Source organism: Mucilaginibacter lappiensis (assembly GCF_900155965.1).
GTDB lineage: Bacteria > Bacteroidota > Bacteroidia > Sphingobacteriales > Sphingobacteriaceae > Mucilaginibacter > Mucilaginibacter lappiensis.
This window is the reverse complement of the sequence record NZ_FTMG01000003.1, coordinates 220,949-242,469: the sequence shown is the minus strand read 5'-3', so window position 1 is coordinate 242,469 and position 21,521 is coordinate 220,949. Positions and strand designations below refer to the sequence as shown.

At 40.5% G+C, this 21,521-nt stretch carries 20 protein-coding genes; 2 read left to right on the top strand and 18 right to left on the bottom strand.

Going from position 1 to position 21,521, the window contains the following annotated elements:
• Positions 1-65: 65 nt before the first annotated feature.
• The gene (locus tag BW976_RS08345; RefSeq protein WP_084192120.1) at positions 66-1,052 is read right to left on the bottom strand and encodes a 3-keto-disaccharide hydrolase; all 987 of its coding nucleotides are present in this window, start codon (positions 1,050-1,052) and stop codon (positions 66-68) included.
• Positions 1,053-1,240: 188 nt separating this feature from the next.
• On the opposite strand from BW976_RS08345, the gene BW976_RS08340 reads away from it, so the two are divergent.
• On the top strand, positions 1,241-3,667 hold the full coding sequence (locus BW976_RS08340; RefSeq protein ID WP_076372350.1) for a TonB-dependent receptor: 2,427 nt from the start codon (positions 1,241-1,243) through the stop codon (positions 3,665-3,667).
• A gap of 88 nt (positions 3,668-3,755) precedes the next feature.
• On the opposite strand, the gene BW976_RS08335 is transcribed toward BW976_RS08340, so the two are convergent.
• The 16 genes from BW976_RS08335 to BW976_RS08260 form a co-directional block, all read right to left on the bottom strand.
• On the bottom strand, positions 3,756-4,529 hold the full coding sequence (locus tag BW976_RS08335) for an isocitrate lyase/PEP mutase family protein (protein WP_076372348.1): 774 nt from the start codon (positions 4,527-4,529) through the stop codon (positions 3,756-3,758).
• 131 nt (positions 4,530-4,660) lie between these two features.
• A complete protein-coding gene (locus BW976_RS08330; protein WP_076372346.1) occupies positions 4,661-5,041 on the bottom strand; it encodes a YybH family protein in 381 nt (126 codons plus the stop codon).
• A 236-nt stretch (positions 5,042-5,277) separates the two neighbouring features.
• Positions 5,278-6,096 carry a helix-turn-helix domain-containing protein gene (locus BW976_RS08325; protein ID WP_076372344.1) on the bottom strand — a complete coding sequence of 273 codons (819 nt, stop codon included), beginning with the start codon at positions 6,094-6,096 and terminating at the stop codon, positions 5,278-5,280.
• Between the two features lie 194 nt (positions 6,097-6,290).
• Positions 6,291-6,545, bottom strand: coding sequence for a hypothetical protein (locus BW976_RS08320; RefSeq protein WP_076372342.1), 255 nt, complete (start codon positions 6,543-6,545; stop codon positions 6,291-6,293).
• A 144-nt stretch (positions 6,546-6,689) separates the two neighbouring features.
• Positions 6,690-7,538 carry a lipase family protein gene (locus tag BW976_RS08315; RefSeq protein WP_076372340.1) on the bottom strand — a complete coding sequence of 283 codons (849 nt, stop codon included), beginning with the start codon at positions 7,536-7,538 and terminating at the stop codon, positions 6,690-6,692.
• A 40-nt stretch (positions 7,539-7,578) separates the two neighbouring features.
• Positions 7,579-7,998: a thiol-disulfide oxidoreductase DCC family protein gene (locus BW976_RS08310; protein ID WP_076372338.1), complete on the bottom strand. Its 420-nt coding sequence runs from the start codon at positions 7,996-7,998 to the stop codon at positions 7,579-7,581.
• Positions 7,983-8,804 carry a hypothetical protein gene (locus BW976_RS08305; RefSeq protein ID WP_139332250.1) on the bottom strand — a complete coding sequence of 274 codons (822 nt, stop codon included), beginning with the start codon at positions 8,802-8,804 and terminating at the stop codon, positions 7,983-7,985. Before BW976_RS08305 ends, BW976_RS08310 begins: the two co-directional genes overlap by 16 nt.
• Before the next feature lie 7 nt (positions 8,805-8,811).
• Positions 8,812-9,363: a hypothetical protein gene (locus tag BW976_RS08300; protein WP_076372334.1), complete on the bottom strand. Its 552-nt coding sequence runs from the start codon at positions 9,361-9,363 to the stop codon at positions 8,812-8,814.
• A 60-nt stretch (positions 9,364-9,423) separates the two neighbouring features.
• Positions 9,424-9,729, bottom strand: coding sequence for a hypothetical protein (locus tag BW976_RS08295; RefSeq protein WP_076372332.1), 306 nt, complete (start codon positions 9,727-9,729; stop codon positions 9,424-9,426).
• A gap of 355 nt (positions 9,730-10,084) precedes the next feature.
• Entirely contained in the window at positions 10,085-10,732 is a 648-nt protein-coding gene (locus tag BW976_RS08290; protein WP_076372330.1) for a response regulator transcription factor, read from the bottom strand.
• 184 nt (positions 10,733-10,916) lie between these two features.
• Positions 10,917-11,714: a sensor histidine kinase gene (locus BW976_RS08285; protein ID WP_076372328.1), complete on the bottom strand. Its 798-nt coding sequence runs from the start codon at positions 11,712-11,714 to the stop codon at positions 10,917-10,919.
• Positions 11,695-12,360: a hypothetical protein gene (locus BW976_RS08280; protein ID WP_076372326.1), complete on the bottom strand. Its 666-nt coding sequence runs from the start codon at positions 12,358-12,360 to the stop codon at positions 11,695-11,697. The genes BW976_RS08285 and BW976_RS08280 overlap by 20 nt, the downstream gene beginning before the upstream one ends.
• Positions 12,361-12,380: 20 nt before the next feature.
• The gene (locus BW976_RS08275) at positions 12,381-12,860 is read right to left on the bottom strand and encodes a hypothetical protein (protein WP_076372324.1); all 480 of its coding nucleotides are present in this window, start codon (positions 12,858-12,860) and stop codon (positions 12,381-12,383) included.
• A 147-nt stretch (positions 12,861-13,007) separates the two neighbouring features.
• Positions 13,008-13,610 (bottom strand): phosphatase PAP2 family protein, encoded by a 603-nt coding sequence (locus BW976_RS08270; RefSeq protein WP_076372322.1) that lies wholly within the window; start codon positions 13,608-13,610, stop codon positions 13,008-13,010.
• A gap of 356 nt (positions 13,611-13,966) precedes the next feature.
• Positions 13,967-16,348 (bottom strand): ABC transporter permease, encoded by a 2,382-nt coding sequence (locus tag BW976_RS08265; protein ID WP_076372320.1) that lies wholly within the window; start codon positions 16,346-16,348, stop codon positions 13,967-13,969.
• Between the two features lie 46 nt (positions 16,349-16,394).
• Positions 16,395-18,797, bottom strand: a complete 2,403-nt coding sequence (locus BW976_RS08260; protein WP_076372318.1) for an ABC transporter permease — start codon at positions 18,795-18,797, stop codon at positions 16,395-16,397.
• A 243-nt stretch (positions 18,798-19,040) separates the two neighbouring features.
• Here BW976_RS08260 and BW976_RS08255 point away from each other — a divergent pair, with 243 nt between their 5' ends.
• Entirely contained in the window at positions 19,041-20,144 is a 1,104-nt protein-coding gene (locus tag BW976_RS08255) for an LptF/LptG family permease (protein WP_175614076.1), read from the top strand.
• Positions 20,145-20,727: 583 nt separating this feature from the next.
• On the opposite strand, the gene BW976_RS08250 is transcribed toward BW976_RS08255, so the two are convergent.
• Complete coding sequence (locus tag BW976_RS08250) at positions 20,728-21,507, bottom strand: hypothetical protein (protein WP_076372316.1); 780 nt, start codon at positions 21,505-21,507, stop codon at positions 20,728-20,730.
• Positions 21,508-21,521 lie beyond the last annotated feature (14 nt).

The window sequence follows — 21,521 nt, the reverse complement described above, 5'->3', positions numbered from 1 at the left end:
AGGGTTTTAGTTAAGATAGGCTTAAAACTTTGTGAGTTGAAGCTTTTTCAAGATTGTCAACAGCCCTATTTTGCAGGTGTTATTACGATATTCCTATAATCGATCGGTCCATGATCTCCCTGGATCAAAATAGGACCGGGCTCGCCTTCTTTACTATTGAAAGCCCCGCCAGTAATTCCAGGTATCTCCTGCCTGCATATTACCATAGTGCCGTTGGCTACTATAGTAACCAGCCTGCCTACCAGTGTAATATCATAGGTTTGCCACTCTCCCGCGTCTTTCGCCATCATTTTGTTTGGAGGCAGGAAACCATAAATAGCGCTGAACTGGTTGTTGATAGGTTCCGGTTCGCCGCTTTTAACATCCATGATCTGCACTTCATACCTGCCCCTCAAGTAAACTCCGCTGTTGCTGCCTTTTTGATAACGAAACTCAATATGTAATTTAAAATCATTAAAAGTTTTATCAGTGATCAGGTTAGCGCCGGAGTGCAGGCTCCGCAAAATGCCCGACTCTACAGTCCACTGATTTTTACCGTCGGCATGCCAGCCTTTAGTGTCTTTACCATTAAATAATTTAACAGGTGTGCCCCAAACAGGATCTTTAGCTCTTATTAGCGATGGCGCCCGTACCCCGGTAAAATGATAAGTAACCCCATCGGTATACACCATGGTACCCACTAATTCCTCGCCCTTCAGCTCAAATTCAAAATCCATATTCCGGTTTCCTTCTTCCCACTGAGGCGGAATGGAAAAGCTATATTTTCCATCATGTGGTTTAATTTCTGAAATAGGCCGTGCACTTCCAAAAGCGTAGGTAAAACGACCGATGAGGATATGGGTTCCCGATTTTTGTACCTCCAACCATGACGGCAGGCTTTTGCCCGCCTTATCTATCGTGATGTCCCATCGCCCGATAACAGCTGCATCCGAAGCTTTTTCAAATGAAAGCGCTGAGGCGCTGATGGCTGAAAAAAAGAACAATGATAAAATCATTTGTACCCGTATAAAACGGGAAATACCCTTGTAGCTTGTAATTGGTAAGTTTTTCATAATCTCTAAATTACAAACTAACCGTCAATACTTGTCTAATTTGTTAAAAATATCAATCGTTATAAATCTGTGAAACAGATGTGCATCTCCCTCAAAATGAATGAAAAATCTTATTTGGAACGGCTTTAAACAGTATTGTTTGAGAGCGATTTAAACGATACTTTTGCCCCATATCAAAATCACCAACTATGATAAAAAAAATTACTTATTGCTTACTTCTGTTCCTGCTACCCTCCTTCACTTTACTAGCACAAACAGCAACCATTACCGGCTCTGTAAAAACAGCTGACGGAAAGCCCGCCGACCTGGTGAGTATAACCATCAAAGGCACTAACAAAGCCACTTTAACCGATGAAAATGGACATTACCAGATTAAACGGGTAACACCGGGATCGCACAGGCTGGTGGCATCTTTTATAGGACTCGAGAAAAGGGAACAAACCATAGAGACACGGTCAGGTGAAACTCTAGTGGTTAACTTTATATTAAAAGAAAATTCCACCCAGTTACAAGAGGTTGTAATTTCAACAAAAAAATCAAATAAGGTAAATTCCATTGTGGCTAAAATGCCCTTGAAAAACCTGGAGAACCCACAGGTTTATAACACTGTTTCGTCCGAAATAATAAAACAGCAAGGCATTACCTCATATGACGATGCGCTGCGGAATGTGCCCGGAATTGCCAAAACGTGGGGATCAACAGGCAGGGGGGGAGATGGCGGTGCTTATTTCGCGATACGTGGTTTTCAAGGCCAGGCAACACTTGTTAATGGTTTATCTGGCTTAACCAGCGGAGACCTTGATTTAGCCAATGTAGAAGAGATACAAGTGATCAAGGGGCCATCAGGCACGTTGTTTGGCGGAGCCTTTTTAAGCTATGGTGGCATGATCAATACCATTACCAAAAAGCCGTATTTTACAACCGGCGGCGAGATTACCTATAACGTAGGTAGCTTTGGCTTAAACCGGGTTACGGCCGACGTCAATACACCGCTAAGTAAAACAGAAAAAGTAGCATTACGGGTAAACGCGGCATATACTGATCAAAATAGTTTTCAGAACGCTGGCTTTCAAAAATCTTTTTTTGTAGCACCGTCTTTGATATATGAGGTGAATGACAAGCTTTCGTTTCATTTCCTAACGGAGATAATGCAGGAAGAGAGAGCGGTGGCGCCGATATTCTTTCCGTCGGACAGGATGAGCCCCTTACCCTTTAAAACTGTGAAGGATTTAAACCTGAATTACAACGAATCATTCATCAGCAATGATTTGACCATGAAAAACCCCAGGTTTAATTTGCAGGCGCAAATGCTGTATAAAATATCCAGTCAATGGACCTCACAAACGGTGTTTTCGCGCACGACGGTAAAATCGAATGGTTACTATAGTTATATTTATGAGGATGCCGTACCAACAGATCAGTATTTTGGGCAAACCCTCCATAAAGATCAGCAAACAACCAGTACAACCGATGTGCAGCAAAATTTTAATGGCGATTTCAAGATCGGGAACATGCGGAACCGTCTACTGATTGGCTTAGATTATTATAGCCGTAATGCGATCAATAATGGATCGGGCTATGCCATGGTAAGGCGTGTAACTCCACAAAGCGGTGAAGTGGCATATCCTGTTCCCCATACCACTGATACTATACCTCCGGTATATCTATCTCAGGCACTGGTTGATAATATTTTGGCAACTAAGCCTGGAAATAGAAATAACACTACCAATAGTGCATACAGCGCCTATGTTTCAGACGTAATTAATTTTACACCGGCTTTGGCAGGTATGGCCAGTTTAAGGGTTGATCATTATGTGTCCCAGGGGCTCAAAGGTGATCCTACCGCTAACTATAACCAAACATTTCTATCACCAAAATTTGGATTGGTTTATCAGCCGGTGATGGATAAGGTTTCAATTTTTGCCAACTACATGAACGCTTTCATCAATGTCGATCCGCGTTCAGTGGCTGATTCTTTAGGTAATAATCCTGGTACGCAATCATTTAAACCAGAGCATGCCAATCAATGGGAGGTAGGTGTGAAAACTAACCTGCTTTCAGATAAATTAAATATTACCGTGTCGTACTATGATATCCGGGTGTCTGACAGGGTGTATACTGATCCACACAATATAAATGGTTACCTGCAAGGCGGTACAGTAGGCAGTAAAGGTTTGGAGTTGGATATGAACGCTAACCCGGCACCTGGTTTAAATCTTTTAGCGGGTTACAGCCATAATTCTATCAAAGTATTAAAGGGTAATGCCGGCGATTTTTATAATGAACCGGGCAGAACTCCCGGAGGTCAGGGCCCTCCGGACCTGGCAAACCTATGGGCAACCTATAAATTTACCAGGGGGGATTTGAAAAATTTTGGTTTTGGTGTTGGCGGTAATTATGCGAGCGAACAAAAATCAATAGATAGTAGCGTAACCGGTATATTTTATCTGCCAAGTTATTTACTGATCAATTCCAGTTTGTTTTATAGTGCAGATAATTACAGAATTACCCTTAACCTGAATAACATCACCAATAAACAGTATTATATCGGCAATTATTCAATAATCCCGCAAGCGCAAAGAAACTTTGCTTTAAGTTTTGCTTATAAATTTTAAATAAGGACTAAATTTTCTAATAACAAAGAGCGATCCGGAACAGATCGCTCTTTGTTTATTTTAATATGATTGATGGATAAGGATATAATTAAAAAAGATTGTCAAAGCTGCCTTCCTCAACCATTTGATCAATCGTGGCTCCCATTTTCTGATATACGCTTTTATTCAGAAAAGGGCCTATGCTTATTCTTTTTATACCGGCTTGCTGCAATTGCTCAAAATTAGGCAAGCCTGGTACGCACATCACATTGATTGGTAGTTTTGAGCTTTGGGTAACTTGCTGCATGTCGGGTATCTGGGTTATGCAGGGAAAAAATAAACCATGCACACCTGTATTTTGATAGAGATTTATCCGGCTAAGTGCATCTTCCAGGGCATTGGGCAAACCCAGCAGGAATGAATCGGAGCGCACATTGATGAATATCTTTATATTTTCGGCATTTAACAACGCACATATACGCCTGAGTTTTTCTGCGAAGATTTCGGCGTTTTCGATACTTCTCTGTCCGTTAACTACAACAGAATCTTCTATGTTGATACCCGATACGCCAAGATGGTATAGTTGAATAATATTACCCACTATTTGCTCAGTCGTATCGCCATAACCACCTTCCAGATCCACAGAGAAAGGTAGCGACACGGAGGCTGCGATACGCTTAACTACAAACAGATAATCCTCAAAGTTCATATCCTGCCCGTCCTCATAGCCCAAAGTTTCGGCAACCGAGAGACTGGATGTGGCTATGGCTTTAAAATTTTTCTGCTCAAATACTTTAGCGCTTTGCACATTCCAGGCATTGCCTATTATTAATGGCTCTGCTTGCTGATGAAGGCTTAAAAACGCTTCAAATTTATTTTTCATGATCTTTTTATTATTGTTGATACAAAATTAGGATAGCCCGCAGTCCGGAAATTGTACAAAAAGGAAATGCCGGATTATTAAAACACAAGGGCTGATGTATTTGTCGGCCCTTTGTGTTATCGATACTGATATTAAGCGATAAGGTTAGCTTCTGCACCAAAGGCATGGTCGAATAAAACTTTCCAGCTGCCATCTGTTTGTTGTTTCATTACTTCAATTCCTTTGGCGCTTATTTTAACCTCGCCATTGTCGGTAATACTCCATTCAGACCGACCCAAAGCCATATCACCGGTTTGGATGCAGTAAACAGTTTTAATATCCATTTTACCCTTGATGGATAATATACCTTTGATGGCTTCTTCAAAACTGTCTTTTCCTGAAACAGGTTTACCGGGTTCCGGAACAATAATACCGGTAACATCATACATGCTTAATACAGTGTTTACATCTCCGGTGTTAAAGGCGCTTGCCAATGTTGCGTGCACCTCTTCTGGTTTTTTTGCTAATTTCATTTTTGCTGATTTTTTAATTTGTTGATACAAAATTATGCTGCCCGGATTTCGGGAAATTGTACAAATCGGCAATGAGTTATTTAAATGTAGAGACGCATCACATGCGTCTCTTAGGTACAGATTAAGTCTTTATACATTTTGCAATTAGATCGTCTTGCAGGGGACGCATGTAATGCGTCTCTACATAAAAGGGCAGTTTCTTTGGTAATTGAATACCTGCAAAATAAATAGGAATATTAATTGCCAGCCAGCACCTGGTTAATAGGGGATGCTTGTGCCGCAAAGGAGTTAGGGGTTATACCCGTAAACGATTTAAACTCCCTGATAAAATGCGATTGGTCGAAATAACCAGACTCATAGGCAATGTTGGTTAAGTTTTGTCCGTTGGTATTTACCAGGTTGAGGCTATGCTGAAAGCGGTTTATTTTACAAAATAATTTGGGCGGCAACCCGGTATATTGCGAAAATAACATATAGAGGTAACGCGCAGATATATTGTTACGAACCGAGATAGCTTCTATTTTTTCGTTGCCAGAGTTGTTGCTATATAAACTATGTACAATTTGACCAATGAAGTTTATCTTGGTATGCTTTTTATCAAACAGCACCAGCCTGCTCCATAAATACTCTTCAATTAAGGTTATTCTTTTGTCCAGATCGTTCATGTCGAGCAGACAGGCATGCAGGGTTTTTAATGATGCGCCCATGAGGTCGGTAGCATCAACAACCTCATTGTTAAATTCGGCCACGCTTTCATTGAAAAAATATGCTGCCGAATGTGGGTAGAACCGTACGCCCATCATCGTGTTTTCGCCTATTGATTTGATGGATAATGGTTTGGTGATCTGTCCCCAGAGCTCAATAGGAGGGGTGGTATAAAATGCACCGTCTTTTTTAATTTGCCAATGACCTTGCCCCAGGTTAAAAATTATTTCGGTGTTGCCGCTTGGGAATACGATATCATCATAGTTCACAGCCGAACCCGACTCGTAAAAATACAAGCATTTGATATAGGGCTTAAGCCGCTCACTTGGAGCAAATTCTTTAAATATCATGTATTGTTTTTATTGCAACATATCCCGCAGGATGATTTATCTATTCCAAACAATATATTTATAAAGTTAAGCAAAATAAGTTTTTGACAGTTAAATACATACCTTATTACATTCAGTTAACTTTTAAATAAACAGTACAAATAAATAGAGAATGTAGCGTATAAAATTGTACAAAACGGAAGGGTTTTAAATTTTTATGCCTGTGTATCAGCCAATTCTACCTTCAGACTAAAATCTTCCCGGCTTAATTTACCTTTGCGAAACTGGTTAATGTATTTAAGTACACTCAGGCGGTCCAGCTCATTTTGATAATGTGCGCGGTCTTCATCGGTTTTGGGACCATCCTGTAATTTCATCCGGATGGAGGAACGGGATAGTTCTTCCTCCAACTGATCAAGCGGGCAGGCATAAAATTGCTGGAACATTTTTTTAGGAAACGAGATGCGCATTTTTTTGATTTAAAATAGCGTTATACTGCAAACTCATGTTTAAGCCATCGTGAATTATATGTTAATAACAAAGCCCGCAAATGGAAACATTTACGGGCTTTTGCTTTTCACGGGTAGGTATTATATATATGATAGATTAAGGGCTTAGGTTGTTGCGCAGGTACCCAAAATGCTGGCTGGTGCGCCTAATAAGTACAGGTAGGTGGTGAGGTAATGATAACATCCAATGGACTGCTTCACGTTTGGATCAAGCAAGGAATTAAGCTCAAAACCCACAGGTACAGCGCTGTATCCCAGCCATAACAAAATTTTAGGCACTACATCTGGTTCGTTGTATATTCGGTAGCTCTCAGAAATAACGGTATTATAATACTTAACAAAGTCTGCATTGCCAGTACATGGTGATGCGTAGGTGTAAATAACAACTGATCGTTTGCTGTTAGTGGCCGCCATGTGTAAACCATATAAAGTTGCCAGGCTTGCACCCAAACTATGCCCGGCCACAGTTACCTGGGTGTAATTATCCAGGTTAAATACACTTTTTAGCCCAGGAACTACGGTTTCTCTCAGGGCAATTGCGTTATCAATTGACGAGGCTCCGGGTACCAGGATCTTAAGACTGTTATATAGATCTAAGAAACCAGCTACAACATTACCAGAGTTAGGCGCAAACGGGCAGGGTACTGGATAAGCGTGCAGGTTATCCCACCATTCCATCCAGCCTATAGTTCCGCGTATAGCAATAACGATACTGGAAGGGTTTGACAGGTCAATAGCAGCAAATCCAAAATAAACCGGTTTTAAGATCGGTCCGAAGAAATTGCTCATCTGTATGTTAAAAAGCAAACGGTAACCGCTGGGGAAATTAGGGTACTGATCTTGTGTAGGGCTTAATACATCTGGCAAAGCATTGTAAACATCGTAAGCGGCCTTTACAAAATACCCATAGTTTAGTGCGGTAGGAGGCATAACGCCAAATTTTTGATTTTTCATGGGTGTAATTTTTTGATATATATTATTGATAATAAGATGCTTAGTTTAAAAATTTATGTTTTACTTGTGCAGTTGGCACCATACAACTTTCCGATTGCCCAAACAATACATATCTTTTATCGGCAAAAGCGGTGTAGAGTTTGTTCCTGATAAAAGGTGGTACCAGCCAGGCTAAATAAGCCAGTGGCAACCAAACGGTAGATAGATTTTTTACAATATGAATTACAGCGGCCGAATGGGTGTATACTTCATTGCCATGAATAACTACTACACTGTTCAGCTCTTTAAAGTCTGTTTGAAACCTGGCTGCCATGCGTGTGGCGGTGTGGCTTTGCAGCGGGGCAAACACAAATTTGTTGGCCTTATCATGCGCTATTACATAGTTAACATAGCTGTTGCAAAAATTACACACCCCATCAAACAGGATAATATCTTTGCTGTAATCTAAAACAGGTGCCATGGCATTTGATGATTGATAAAGTAAAGCGCAGGATAGGTTGCCATAAATGCCCAGAAAAAGGAGTTTAAACCCATGATAACCGCGGTGAAAAAATGAAAGGTAAAACCCCAGATCAGGAAGATCATGGCATAGGGCCAGGGTAAAAACAAACACAAAGGAAACAGGGTTTCCATGATCATCACGTTCCAGCACAGGAAACCATTAGCGGCCGGATATTTTTGAAGAAACATAGATGCTTTTTGCGATCCATAGGTTTTTGTAGAAAATACATCCCTGATAGCTGTTGAAGCACGCCATTCAGCCGAAGCTAATTTGGCAATACCGGCCACACTATATGACAGGCAAGCCTGCAAACCAATAAACCACAGGCCTATATCTGCAAGTCTTGGGCTGGCTAACCCGGGCAGATGACAAAGAACCAGGGTGATAACAATGAGCATGCTCATTTGGTCAGATCCATCGCTGCCATACCTGGTTATCAGCGAACTCGTTAATAAGCTCACAGCCAGTAGGCTGATCAATATCCAGCCAAACACCGATTGTAATTGAAAAAATACCAAACCAACCAGCAATAGGCATCTGATCACAAAAAGTGTGGCCAACCCCGATTGGCTGAATAATTTAAAAAGCGGTTTTAAAAATGTTTTTTGATCCTGCTGGCCCCAGTTCAGCTGCATTACATTCCAGGAAAGTAAGCCGTTAGGTGCAAAAATTTGAATCTTTTTGATGTACTCCAGCGTCGAAACAAAAAGCCCAACGCTCAATATCATGAGTACAAGTTGTGTAATATTTGTAAGTACGATCATGGCTAATTTATATTTGGTGAAAAACAGATAGTAAGATCAATGCCGGAGGGTTTGTTTCCTGGTAACCGCTGGTTTCTGCCAGCATAAACTGCCTGTAAACATTTGGTGATTGTTTTTTGCACTGGCTAACCGCATGCAACACGATAATATAAGGCATCGAGAACATCAGAAGATTGGTATTGCCGGTTGCTTTACGGTAATCGGGGATGCAGGATACCAGGCTTTGAACCACATCTGATAATATTTTTTTGTCGCGTTTTTCAGGGTTCCAGAACCACGACCAAAAAGTACGCTCTTCAGTGATGTCCATTTCATGCCATTCACTGTATTGTTCTTCGGTAATTTTATCGCGGTACAACAGGTGGTAATCGCTTTTACCCGGGCGTGGTGCAAAAAATGTCCATAGAGGTATCAATGCAAATACATCAATCTTAATCCTGATAAACTCAGCAAGCTTGGTATCCTTAAACTGGTTTAGTATAGTTAGCAAAAACCAACAGGCCAGGAAAGCTGTTACTATATACTCATAAATAACAGTGGAGTTTAAATTTGCCATCATAATTTTAAAGATTTGATTTAAAAAAGGAGGACACGCATCCATGTCCTCCTTGCATTGTTTTTAGTTGAATTTTTTGCGAAGCTCGATCAGTTTATCCAATGGTAAACCTTCTTTCGCGTACTTAGCAAGCTCTTTGCTTGTTTCATCATTCACCGCTGCGCCGCCGATAGCAGCAGTAGCTACCTGTACAACAACCGGAGTTGCTTTTACAGTAACTTTAATTACTTTAGCTGTTACTGCAGTTACTGCAGTAATGAAAGCAGCATTTCCTACTTCTGCCTCTACTGATTTGCCTTCACCTTGTAATTCGGCGATTAATGCATCAAGTGCAGCTAATTCTGCATGGGTTAAACTTAACTTTGACATTTTTTTGTTTTTTGATTAGATGTAAATGAATTTGGTTTATGTGCCTTTTTTGAAGCTTCATTGCACAACATAAAGTACGGGAGAGATGGCGCGTTTTACCACAGTATAAATACCTAATTAGTAGATAAAGTATTTTTACGCGCCAGGAGTAAATAGCGAAAACTGTTCTGTTTATCAGTTTGTTATGTATTTGTTGTTTTGAGCTTAAAACTTATAGGAATGGTGCGGGATGCGACAAATGTTCAGCAGAAGCAGGGGGACGGGTGCACGATTTTTTGTAACAGAAATGGAGCGGCTACGTGACTATAGCCGCTTAAAAATACCTCACCTTAAAATTTAATGAATAAAAGAGTGCTTATATCACCCCGTTTTTAACAGCAAACATCACTAAACCGGCGGTGTTACGCACGCCAATCTTTTCAATAATGCGTTGCCTGATGCCCTCCACAGAGCGAGGACTTAAAAATAGTTCTGAGCCTATTTCGGTAGCGGTTTTTTCGTTACATATCATTTTTAAAACATCCAGCTCCCGTTCAGAAAATTCAACGTCCTGGTTAAAGGAGGGTTTAACATTGCCTTTGATAACCAGCTTTTTTAACAGGGCCTTGTTTACAATATCATTAAAATAATATCCATCCTCATGAACCGAGTAGATGGCTTTGCGTATCTCCTTGGGGTCGGCATTTTTGAGCAGGTAACCATTGGCGCCATTCTCCATCAGGTGTATAATGAATTTAGCCTCATCATACATGGTCACTATCAATATCTTAATATTATCATATTTCTTGCGGATTTGTTTGGTAGCTTCCATACCATCCATAATGGGCATTTTCAGATCCATTAAAATAACATCGGGCTGTATGAGTTCAATCTGTTGCAATAAGTCCTCGCCATTATCTGCCTCAAGTACTACCTCCAGGTTTTTATCCCGGTTTAACCCAACTTTTAATCCATCTCTGAATATGGCATAATCATCGGCTATGGCTACTTTTATTTTTTGCATTATTATTTAGGTTATTGCCATAAAAATAATTAAACTTTCATGAAAAAAAATAATAAATATTCCAAAAAGCTATATATACTATATATATACTATAGTTTGAGCTTTTGAAGTAAAAAATGAATAGCATGAACACTTTTTTCTGCAGTGATTGAAAAAAAAATGAGCACTATGAGGAAGTTTAACGCTAATCAATGGGTACCGAAATATCAATGGCGTATCCACCTGCGTGGTGCGAAAATTTAAGATTGGCTTTGAGTAAAATTATTCGATTTTGTATGTTTTTTAAGCCCAGCCCGTCTTTTTTAAACCTTAACTCCTCAAAATGAGGTTGCGTAAGGCCATTACCATTATGAGTAATGGTTAGCATGAGCATTTTATTCAGATAAATAGACCGTACAAATATTTTTGTGGCCCTGGCATGTTTGGTTATATTATGAATAAACTCCTGTACAATACGATAAATACTAATATCGTTTTGCCCTACCTGGGTAGGGTAGCTGTTATCCAATGTTGTATTAATCTCAACTATAGATTCGTGCGATATTTTGCTGCAAAAATGACTGATGGCTTCATTTAAACCAAACTCCTGTAATATGCTGGAGTGCAGGCTGTGCGATACGCTTCGTATTTTATTGATCCCTTCATCAAGCAGATCCCGGCCTTTTTGATATAAACGTTGACTCTGTTCATCACAATCGTCCATATTGACGCTATAAAAATGCAGGCTTGATGAGCCTAGTAAGGCTCCTATTTCATCATGTAGTTCTTCGGCAATACGATGGCGTTCAATTTCCTCGCTGCGTACCGCGGCCTCTATCAGTTGGTTTTTCTGCACGTTTTGCATGGCCTGCAGCTCGTTCTGATACTGGAGTTTTTTGCGTTGAGTGAATATGAAAATAAGTAGGAGGCTTATAAAAAGCATCAACATGGCGGCAATCCCAACTACCAGTAACAAACGAATATCATTGCTCCCTTGATTCATAAAAACCTTTGGCTATAAACAAGTTAAATACAATATAGGAGATGTTGTGTGCATTCCATAGTGTTACTGCAAAGTGTTGCAGGCGTATTGTTAACTCGTTGTATAAAAGAAATATAAAGAAATTAATTGTAACATAAATGCCCAAACCGGTAACTATCCAAAAGTCTGAGTTAAAAATATTAACATCTACATGGTCGTTAATTTTAAAGAGGTAGTACTGGAGCGTATAAAACAATAGGAGAATGGCTTCAACCGATAGCAGACGACTGCTCAGTTTCCAGTAATCAAAAAAATTCTCGTAAAAGCAAAAATTGACAACAACAAAGACTACAAAGAAAAAAGGGATGATCTTTTTTAATGTGGTTAAAAAAGGTTGTTTAAGCCTTATAAAAAATGTGCTGAATAAAAAAAAGCGTATAACCGAATGCAGGTTGTACAGATAGTTGTTTGAATTATAGTCAGCTGGCAAAATAGTTCTGATCTTCCAGGTGATATCGATAACAACATCAATTATAAGCGCTATCCAAACGTAAAAAACAACCGGCTTAAGTACAGCCGGCTGTTTTTTCAATAGTAATAAGGATATAGGTATTAATAACGCCCAAACTTCTGACCAATCTATAACGATCTGAAATACTTTAAACATTCGGGAATATGGTCAGGTGGTTAACTAATAGTTGCTGGTGGTGATGGATTGGTGTTAATCGGGGCACTGGGATCTGGCTGATGCACATCACCTGTACCTGATCTTTTATACCGATTAACATCATAATAAATATGGCGTGTATCATTTACGTTTGGTATAAATACCAGATAATCGGGTTTATCGCCATCGGGGTCTGCTGTGTTAATAAGCAACAACATATCGGCCAGGGATATTATATTGTTACTCATAATAAGCGGTCCGCTTAACTCCAGGGCATTATTGTTATAGTCCTCTAATGTATCGTAATAGCTGCTGTACTGATTGGGTGGCGACATATGCGCGTAGGATATCAGCTGCAGAGGTTTGCTATCGTCATCAGTGGCTGCGAAAAAATACGAAAACACAAAACTATCAATGCCAGGTGAATTGTTAATTAGGGCCTGGATGGCGCTGATCTCGTACTTTAACCAGAAAAATTTTAGTGTTTGAATCTCTTCCATAGTAGTGTTTAGTTTTTATATAACAAATGTATAAGATGGTAATGGAGTAGCTAAGCGTACAAATACCTGAAATTTTTATACCGTATTTCTACGTAGCTTGGAATACTGTTGTTTTCTTTATAGTTAAAAAAACTAATAAACGAATAGCTATTTTTTTAACGACTGTAATATAAAAGTTGATCCCACGCCCAGAGCAGCGCCGGCAGCAACGTCGGTGGGGTAGTGTACACCCAGGTACATGCGTGAATAACTTACCGAGCCTGCCCACAAAAATGCGGGTGCTATCACATACCATTTAGGATAAGCCCTGGATAAGGCCATTGCGGTAGCAAAACTACTGGAAGTGTGCCCCGAAGGGAAAGAGGTACTACCAGCCCGGTAAACTGGTACAATATTAATATTCTGTATAAACGGGCGAGGGCGCTTAACAATATGCTTGATCAAAAAGGTGAGTCCGGTTGATAGCAGGGTACTGCTGGCTACATATAAGGAGTTTTGCCTCATTTGTTTGTCGTTACTGATCACGCCCGCTGCCAGCAAACCCACCGGAACGCCAATGTCGCCATATAAATGCGTACGGGACAGAAACATAAATACGCCCGTTTGCTCTGGTGTACGTTGATTTTGCAGATCGATCATGATACGATCATCTAACTGCTGAAGTCCCGATTGTGCTTTTGACGACAAACTATATGAAAGGATGAATAATAAAAGGAGGCAAAAAAGGTATGTTTTTTGGACCAGCTTCATAGGTATTGCAGGTTTAGTATAACAGTAAATATAAGATGCTTATTTCAAATGTAGGTACTTTAAGGCATTATTAAGTCCTGGTTTGTATTTTAAAATAACTTAAAATTTAATACTGCGATAATACCGGTAAAGGAGGTATCCAATACCTTTGAAACGCTGTTTAAAACGAAAGTCCCCAAAGCGCTCGCCGCCGGGGACCTTCAACCTAAACCTTATCACAATAAGTAAGCAGGATGCTTACCTTATAGATGGCGCAAGTATATAAAAAAAAATCATAGCGCAATAGGCCATTATTATCTTTTTAATAAAAAATTACTCACGATAACGATTTAGTAAGATTGAAAGTCGGCCAATTTTTATTCATTCTTCAAACTATCTACCGGATTGGCCATTGCTGCTTTAGCTGCCTGCACGCTTACGGTTATAGCTGCAACTATTAAGGAAGCGGCACCGGCTGCAATAAATATCCACCAATGAATATTGATACGGTAAGCAAAATCCTGCAGCCATGTATAGGACATGTACCAGGCTATAGGCGAAGCAATGATCATGGCAATGATTACCATGAGTAAAAAGTCTTTTGAAATAAGCAGAATAATGGAAGACACATTGGCACCCAGTACTTTTCTGATCCCAATTTCTTTGGTACGCTGAACAACTGTATAAGCGGTAATGGCAAATAGACCCAGGCAGGCAAGTAAAATAGCCAAAAACGAAAAAGTGGTAAATACTTTGGCCGTTTGCTGTTCTGTACGGTATAAAGCGTCAAAATCCTCGTCTAAAAATTTGTACTCAAACGGACGATCGGGTACACGCTGTTTCCACAATGTTTGTATAGCTTTGATGGTATTGGAGGTATTGTTTCCGGTTATGCGGGCAAATAAAGCCGCCGTTTGAAAATGATCCAAAAATAAAACCAAAGGACCAATAGGTGTATGAAACGATTTAAAATTAAAGTCCTTTACTACGCCCTTGATAACGCCCGATTCGCCTTTTGAAATACGCTTTCCTATGGCCTGTTGGGGTGTCCACCCTAAAGCTCTTACTGCCGATTCATTGAGTATAAATGCGTATTGGAAATTTTTATAATTGTTGGTGGTGTCAATTTGTAAAACATCGGTTTGGTTAAATTCGCTGCCGGCGATTATTTTTAGCTGCAGGGTTTTTATAAAATCCTCATCCATAGGCAACGCATTTACAGTAAGGTTTTTGCCGTCGGCGGTTTGTATGGCATCGCCCCACATTACATTTACCGGCTCATTATTAGCAGAGGCTACGCTTTCGACCCCTGGAATATTAAGCATCTCTTTTTTAAGTTCGTCAATATGCTGCGGGTTATAACCAGTAGGCAAAACCACCATATTGCTTTTATTATAGCCGATATCCTTGTTGCGAATAAACGAAAGCTGTTGTAAAATAACTACGGTGGTGATGATTAGAAATATAGAGATAACGAACTGAAAAACAATAAGCGGTTTGCGTATACTTTTGCCAGAGGTAAATGAAAAACCGGTTTTCAGTATCTTTGATAATTTAATGTTTGATAATAACAGCGCCGGATACGCACCCGCAGCTAGACCGATAATCGCGGTTAAGAGCAGGAGGCTGGCAAGAATGATGGGATCAAAAAATACTGAATATTTAAACTGGATACCCGCAACCTGGTTAAAATAAGGCAAAGCAATATAAGCAATGCCGGTGGCCAGCAAGATACAGATGGCGGTAACCAGTAATGCCTCTCCTACAAATTGGGTAAATAATTGTGGTTTGCCGGCACCCATCACTTTGCGGATACTGATTTCGGCCCCGCGTCCTGCCGATTGGGCAATAGCCAGGTTTACATAGTTTACGCAGGCTATAATCAATATCAATACCGCGACTATAACGAGTATATATATATAAACCATACTGCCAGCAGATTCCAAATCGCCTGGAAGGTTTGAATATAAATGAACCTTTTTTAAATGCTCCAGGTAAAAGGTTAAAAATTGATTACCGGTTAAATGCAGCTCGGTTTTATCAACCATTTTCATATAAGAACTAATCTTTTGCTGCAATGGTTGTATTTGCTCCTTATTTTTTAATAGCAGGTAAGTGATATAGTTAGCACCGTTATATTTTTCTTCTTTGGCCTGGTTCAAGGTATTGAATGGCACCAGGAAATCAAATTTGATTTGTGAATTAGATGGCGCGTCTGCGGCGATAGCAGATACGGTGTAATTTTGATGCTCCGACTTCATAATCTTACCTATAGGATCCTCATCATGAAAGTATTTCTTAGCAGCCGATTGTGTGATGATGATTTTATCAGGAGAATTTAAAGCTTCGTCGACATTGCCTTTAATCAACTTATAGGAGAATATTTTAAAAAATGAGGGTTCCGCGTATATGAATTTTTTTTCATTGAACAAGAAATCGCGATAACCAATTATCCGGGAAGCTTTATACAATCGCACATAATCTGTTATTTCAGGGAACATCCGTTTAAACTGCGGACCCACCTTGGTACCCGTAACCGACGTTTTTTGCGATGGACCTCCGCTATTGTATTCCATCGTAACGCGTACAATCTTGTCGGCATTTTTATTAAAATGATCATAACCTAACTCGTGTTTGATATATATACCTATAAGCAGACAGCTAACAATACCAATAGTTAAACCCACAATGTTTACCAGGGAGTAAAGCTTATTTTTCATTAAGTTTCTCCAGGCTATCTTTAAGTAACTTTTTATCATGATCGTATATTAAAAAAATGCTTTCACCAATTTATAAAAATGGATGCTATTCTGTCCTTAAACTCTTTACCGGGTTGGCCAGAGCAGCTTTAATAGCTGTGTAGCCTACGGTTAACCAGGCAATACATACCGAAGCTAAAATAGTGGCCACGAAAAACCATATGCCTATAATGATGTGATAAGTATAGCCCTGCAGCCATTGATGCATAAAATACCAGGCCAGGGGCGAGGCAATCAAAAACGCGATGATCACCAACATGGTAAACTCTTTGGACAACAGAATCACGATATCCTTTACAGGTGCGCCCAATACTTTGCGTATACCGATCTCTTTTTTGCGTTGGATGGCCATAAATGATATTAACCCGTACAAGCCCAGGCAGGAAATGAAAATAGCTATACCCGAAAATATGGTATACAAAGCTGAAAGCTGGTTTTCCTGTTTATAATAGTTAGCTATGGTTTGATCCATAAATTTATACTCGAGTATAAACTCCGGAAAATTCTTATCCCATACATTTTCCATTGCTGCGGTGATTGATTTTGCTTTGCTCAGATCTATCCGCAGGTTGGCTAGTCCATACCCTTTTTTAAGGCTGCTCATCACTAACGGTTCAATGGGATCGCGAAGCGAGTTGGCATGAAAATCCTTCACTACACCTACTATAGGTAAAGTTCTTCCACCTACATTGATGGGCATGCCAATAGCATCCTTGGGGCTCCTGATACCTAATCTTCGTACCACGGTTTCATTTACCACAAACTCACGCATGGTATCAGAAGCGAAATATATCCTGCCCGCAACAATAGGCAGGTTATATACACTAAAGAAATCCGGGTCGGCTATTTTCATGTTCACGATCATATCCGGATTAATACCTTTATGGCCTTCCCTGTTGAGGTCGGTAGCCCAAAAGCCCCCGTCTGATACCGGTGAAAACATACTGAAGCCAACTTTTTCAACACCGGGGATTTTTGCCAGCTGATCACGCAGATAGCTCACTTTAGTGCGGCTCACACTGTCTCTGGGGAAGGTCGCGTAAATAACAGCATCTTTTTTAAAGCCCATGTTTGCCGTGCGGAAATAATCCATTTGCGAAGCTACCACCAGCGTACCGATGATGAGGGTCTGCGCAATCACAAACTGAAAAACAACCAGCCCCCGTCTGAACATAACGCCCTGTTTTTGATCGGCACCCGAGGAGCCTTTTAAAATACTTGCCGGTTTAAAGCCCGAAAGCACCAGCGCCGGGTAAAATCCAGACAGGAACGATACCAGTAATAGGGCACCAAACAGAAATATGACCAATCGGGGGCTATATAAGGTTGATGCAGTAAGATTGATCTCGAGCAGGTTATTAACGGCTGGGAGGGCAATAACAACAATAACGAGCGAAATGAGCATGGCCAGTAAGCTGGTGATGCCGGTTTCGCCTAAGAATTGTGCTATCAATTGCGAGCGGCTGCCCCCCAAAACTTTTCTTACGCCTACTTCGCGGGCACGGTTAACAGCCTGGGCCACGGTAAGGTTAATAAAGTTTACGCAGGCTACGATAAGCAGGAACAGGCCAATAAGGCTAAGCGCAAGTATCAGATCCTTGCTAAAAGTGCGACCGGTAAAATTCCCGTACCGTTCATCATAATGCAACTCATTCAGCGCCTGGGGCGAAAGATTGTAACCCGAATTTATGGGTTTGATATGCCGGTCGGTAAAGCCACTAAGCGCCCTGCTAAGCTGGTTTACGGTATGGTTTTTGGCCAATTCAACAAAGCAATAATTACCATCATTAATACCTCCCCAGTTTTTATTGTCGGCTTTAAACAAAGTAATATAGGATAATACTCCTTTAATAGGGAAATCGGTATTAGCAGGCGGATTTTCGAGCACACCGGTCACTTTTACAAACTCGCCATCCATTTTCAGGGTTTTGCCTATAATGCCTTGCCAGCTGCCAAAGTATTTTGAAGCGCTTGCCTTGGTAAGGAGTATGGTGTTGGGTTCGGTAAGCGCTGTTTTGATATCGCCTTCGACTAAGGGGAAATCAAATATTTGGAAAAACTGAGGTTCCGCGAAAAAGAACCCGCTTGCCTCTTTGAATTTTTTCAGTGCCGATCCGTCCCTGGGTGTTACAATCACCTGCATGTCACCGGTGTTAACGATGGCGGCTGCGTTAGCAACCTCCGGTAACTCTGTACGTATAGTTGATGTTACCGGTACAGGCACACCTGTACGGTATTCGCGGTTAACCGGATTTTTCCCAATCCGTACAACCCGGTATATCTTGTCTTTTTTTGTATGAAAGCTATCAAAACTTTGTTCGTACTGAACAACCAGGAATATTAAAAGGAAAGCTGCGAATCCTACGGTAAGACCAGCGATATTGATCACCGCATTGCTTTTATGCCTGGTAAGGTTCCTGATGGCTGTTTTGATGTAGTTTTTTAGCATGGCTTAATTAATTTAAGAGAGTGCCCCGGTATAATCGGTATTTTACTGCTAAATAAATACCATATTTTTAAGTTGTTGATAATGTGATTGTTGTAATTTTTACACCTCGTAGAAATGTTCGCTTCCGATACAGTTAATGTCCGGTTTTATGAGGATAGCTTAATTATATGCGACATAAAAAATAAATAACCGCGATTTAGCGTTGCTAACCTAAATTAAACATTAAAAAATGATGATTTACCGATGAGGGCTTTCATACACCGGCACCTGAAGATTATCGACCGGTTCATCATCAAAAAATACCTGGGTACATTTGTATTCACCATGGCTATTTTCATGGTGATATCGGTGGTGTTTGATATATCGGAGAAATTAGAAAACTTTACCAGTCATCATGCCAAACTCCATGATATTGTATTTGGATATTATGCCGGGTTTGTTCCTTACTACCTCAACCTGCTTTCGCCGCTCATTAACTTTCTGGCGGTGATATTTTTTACCGCTAAAATGGCCAATCAAACAGAGATTGTGCCCATCCTGAGCGGAAAAGCAAGCTTTAACCGTTTCCTGCGCCCCTATTTTATAGCGGCAACCCTCATATTCATCGTGTCATTTTTTGCCAATGTATACCTCATACCTTATACCAATCATTTGAAAAACAGGTTTGAAAATGCCAACGGTATTGGAGATAACGACCCAAACAAAAGCCGGGTGCACATGCAGATTGATAAACACACCTATGTTTACCTTGATCAGTACAACCCTTCTGTGCGCACAGGTTATCAATTTATTATGGAGAAGTTTGATGATGATACCCTTCGTGAAAAGCTTATTGCCAAGCAAGTAACCTATGATTCGTTAAAGCGGGTATGGTCATTAAAAAACTATACCGTAAAGTACGTTAACGGCCTTCGTGAAAAGTTTGTCAGCAGCGGTGTTAAAAAAGATACGGTTTTAGATATGCGCCCAACCGACTTTATTGCTTATGACAACGAATACTCGGCCATGTCATTAAGCGATCTCAATAAAAACATCACCACAGAAAAATTGCGTCGGCCCGAGGTGCTCAATAAATTGTACTACGAAAAATTTCACCGTTTTATTTATCCCTTATCGGCTTATGTGTTAACCGTGCTGGGCGTGGCCCTGTCATCCCGCAGGGTACGCGGAGGGGTGGGTTTACCTTTAGGATTAGGTATTATATTGTGTTTTACTTATGTAATTGTAGAGCGGTTCGCTATCGTTTTCTCGGTTAACGGAGGTGTGCCACCTATTTTTGCTGTACTGATACCCAATATTTTGTTTGGTATGATAGGCGGGTATTTACTTGCAAGAGCGCCTAAGTAAATGATTCTACTGCAAAAGATTTGATATAGAACACTGAATATTCAATATTGAATGGGAAAATTCGATGTTGGATATTCCTGTCCCCTCAGGGTCCTTTGCAAGTTAAAGTTAACCCACAAAATTCGCTAACCTAAAATTCCAATAGGAGGCACCTACGGAGCCTATTGATGTGCACTTTAGGACTATAAACACGTGGCCCCGCTGGGGCCGAATAGCACGTCAGGCATACTGTTTACACTATAAAACATTATCGGCCCCAGCGGGGCCACGTGTTTATAGGTAAAATCTGAAGAAATAGTGGACTCTAGCGGAGTCTCCTAATCATAAACTTACTTATTAAGCCTTATTCGGTGCGCATTTAGATTTTATGGGTTAACCTAAACCTGAAAGGGGCCCTGAGGTTGCCATTGAGCCAGTTTATAACTAAGGATCCTCTGCGAGAGACTCTTAGTGGTCAAAATCTGTCACCATAAATCACACTGAAACAGATTTAATATTGAACATTGAATGTCCAATATCGAATGATGAATGGGAGGATTCGGTGTTGGATATTCAAAATTCATTATTCGATATTAATTCATCATCATACTTGTTCTTCATTCAGCTTTTTAGTCAACTTAAGATACCTGGATGCCAGGAACATGGCCGAAAACGGAATGAAAAAGTATTTGGATATAATAGGAATAAAAGTGGTGCCGTCGCTGCCGAAAAAACCGAAATACCAGTAGGAGGTCATGGCGATAATAAACACCAGTTTTAAACTGGAATTAGCCGCAACCTGCCGATAATTGAGCGGGAACATTTTAAAAAAGAAATGATACATCACATAAAAAGTACCGGCGGTTACAAAGGGTAAAAGCAACCAGGTAGATATGCCAAAGCACCGCGCTGCTATAGCCATATCGCCATGGTCGGTTATTACGCGGAGTGGGGCGTAGCTCAGCAAATTGGCAGCTCCCATTAAGGATAGCCAATACAGGAATGTGATGGCTCCCCGGCTGGCTTTTACCCGTTTGAGTTTAGTTAGCCCGTAACACAAAAAGTATAACAAGCCATTACCAACCCCGGCGCCCGCAAGGGCGATAATGCCACCCCATATTCCATAGCCGCTGGCTATTATTTTTTGATAATCTACATTTTCCTCTACATCACCCAATAGTATAATGTTTTTAAAGGTTGGCGGGCCATAATCTAAAGCCAAAGGGTTAGCCTTAAACCCTAAGATCCAGGCCAGGAACGAGTGGGAATATTCATGCAAAAGAAAGGCAATAGCGTGCGTAAACAACACCAAAAACATGGTCAGTAAAGCAAACCTTACATCGTTACTATCGATCTTTTTAAAATGGGTGGCGTTGGTGCTCATAGGTAGTGGTTGTA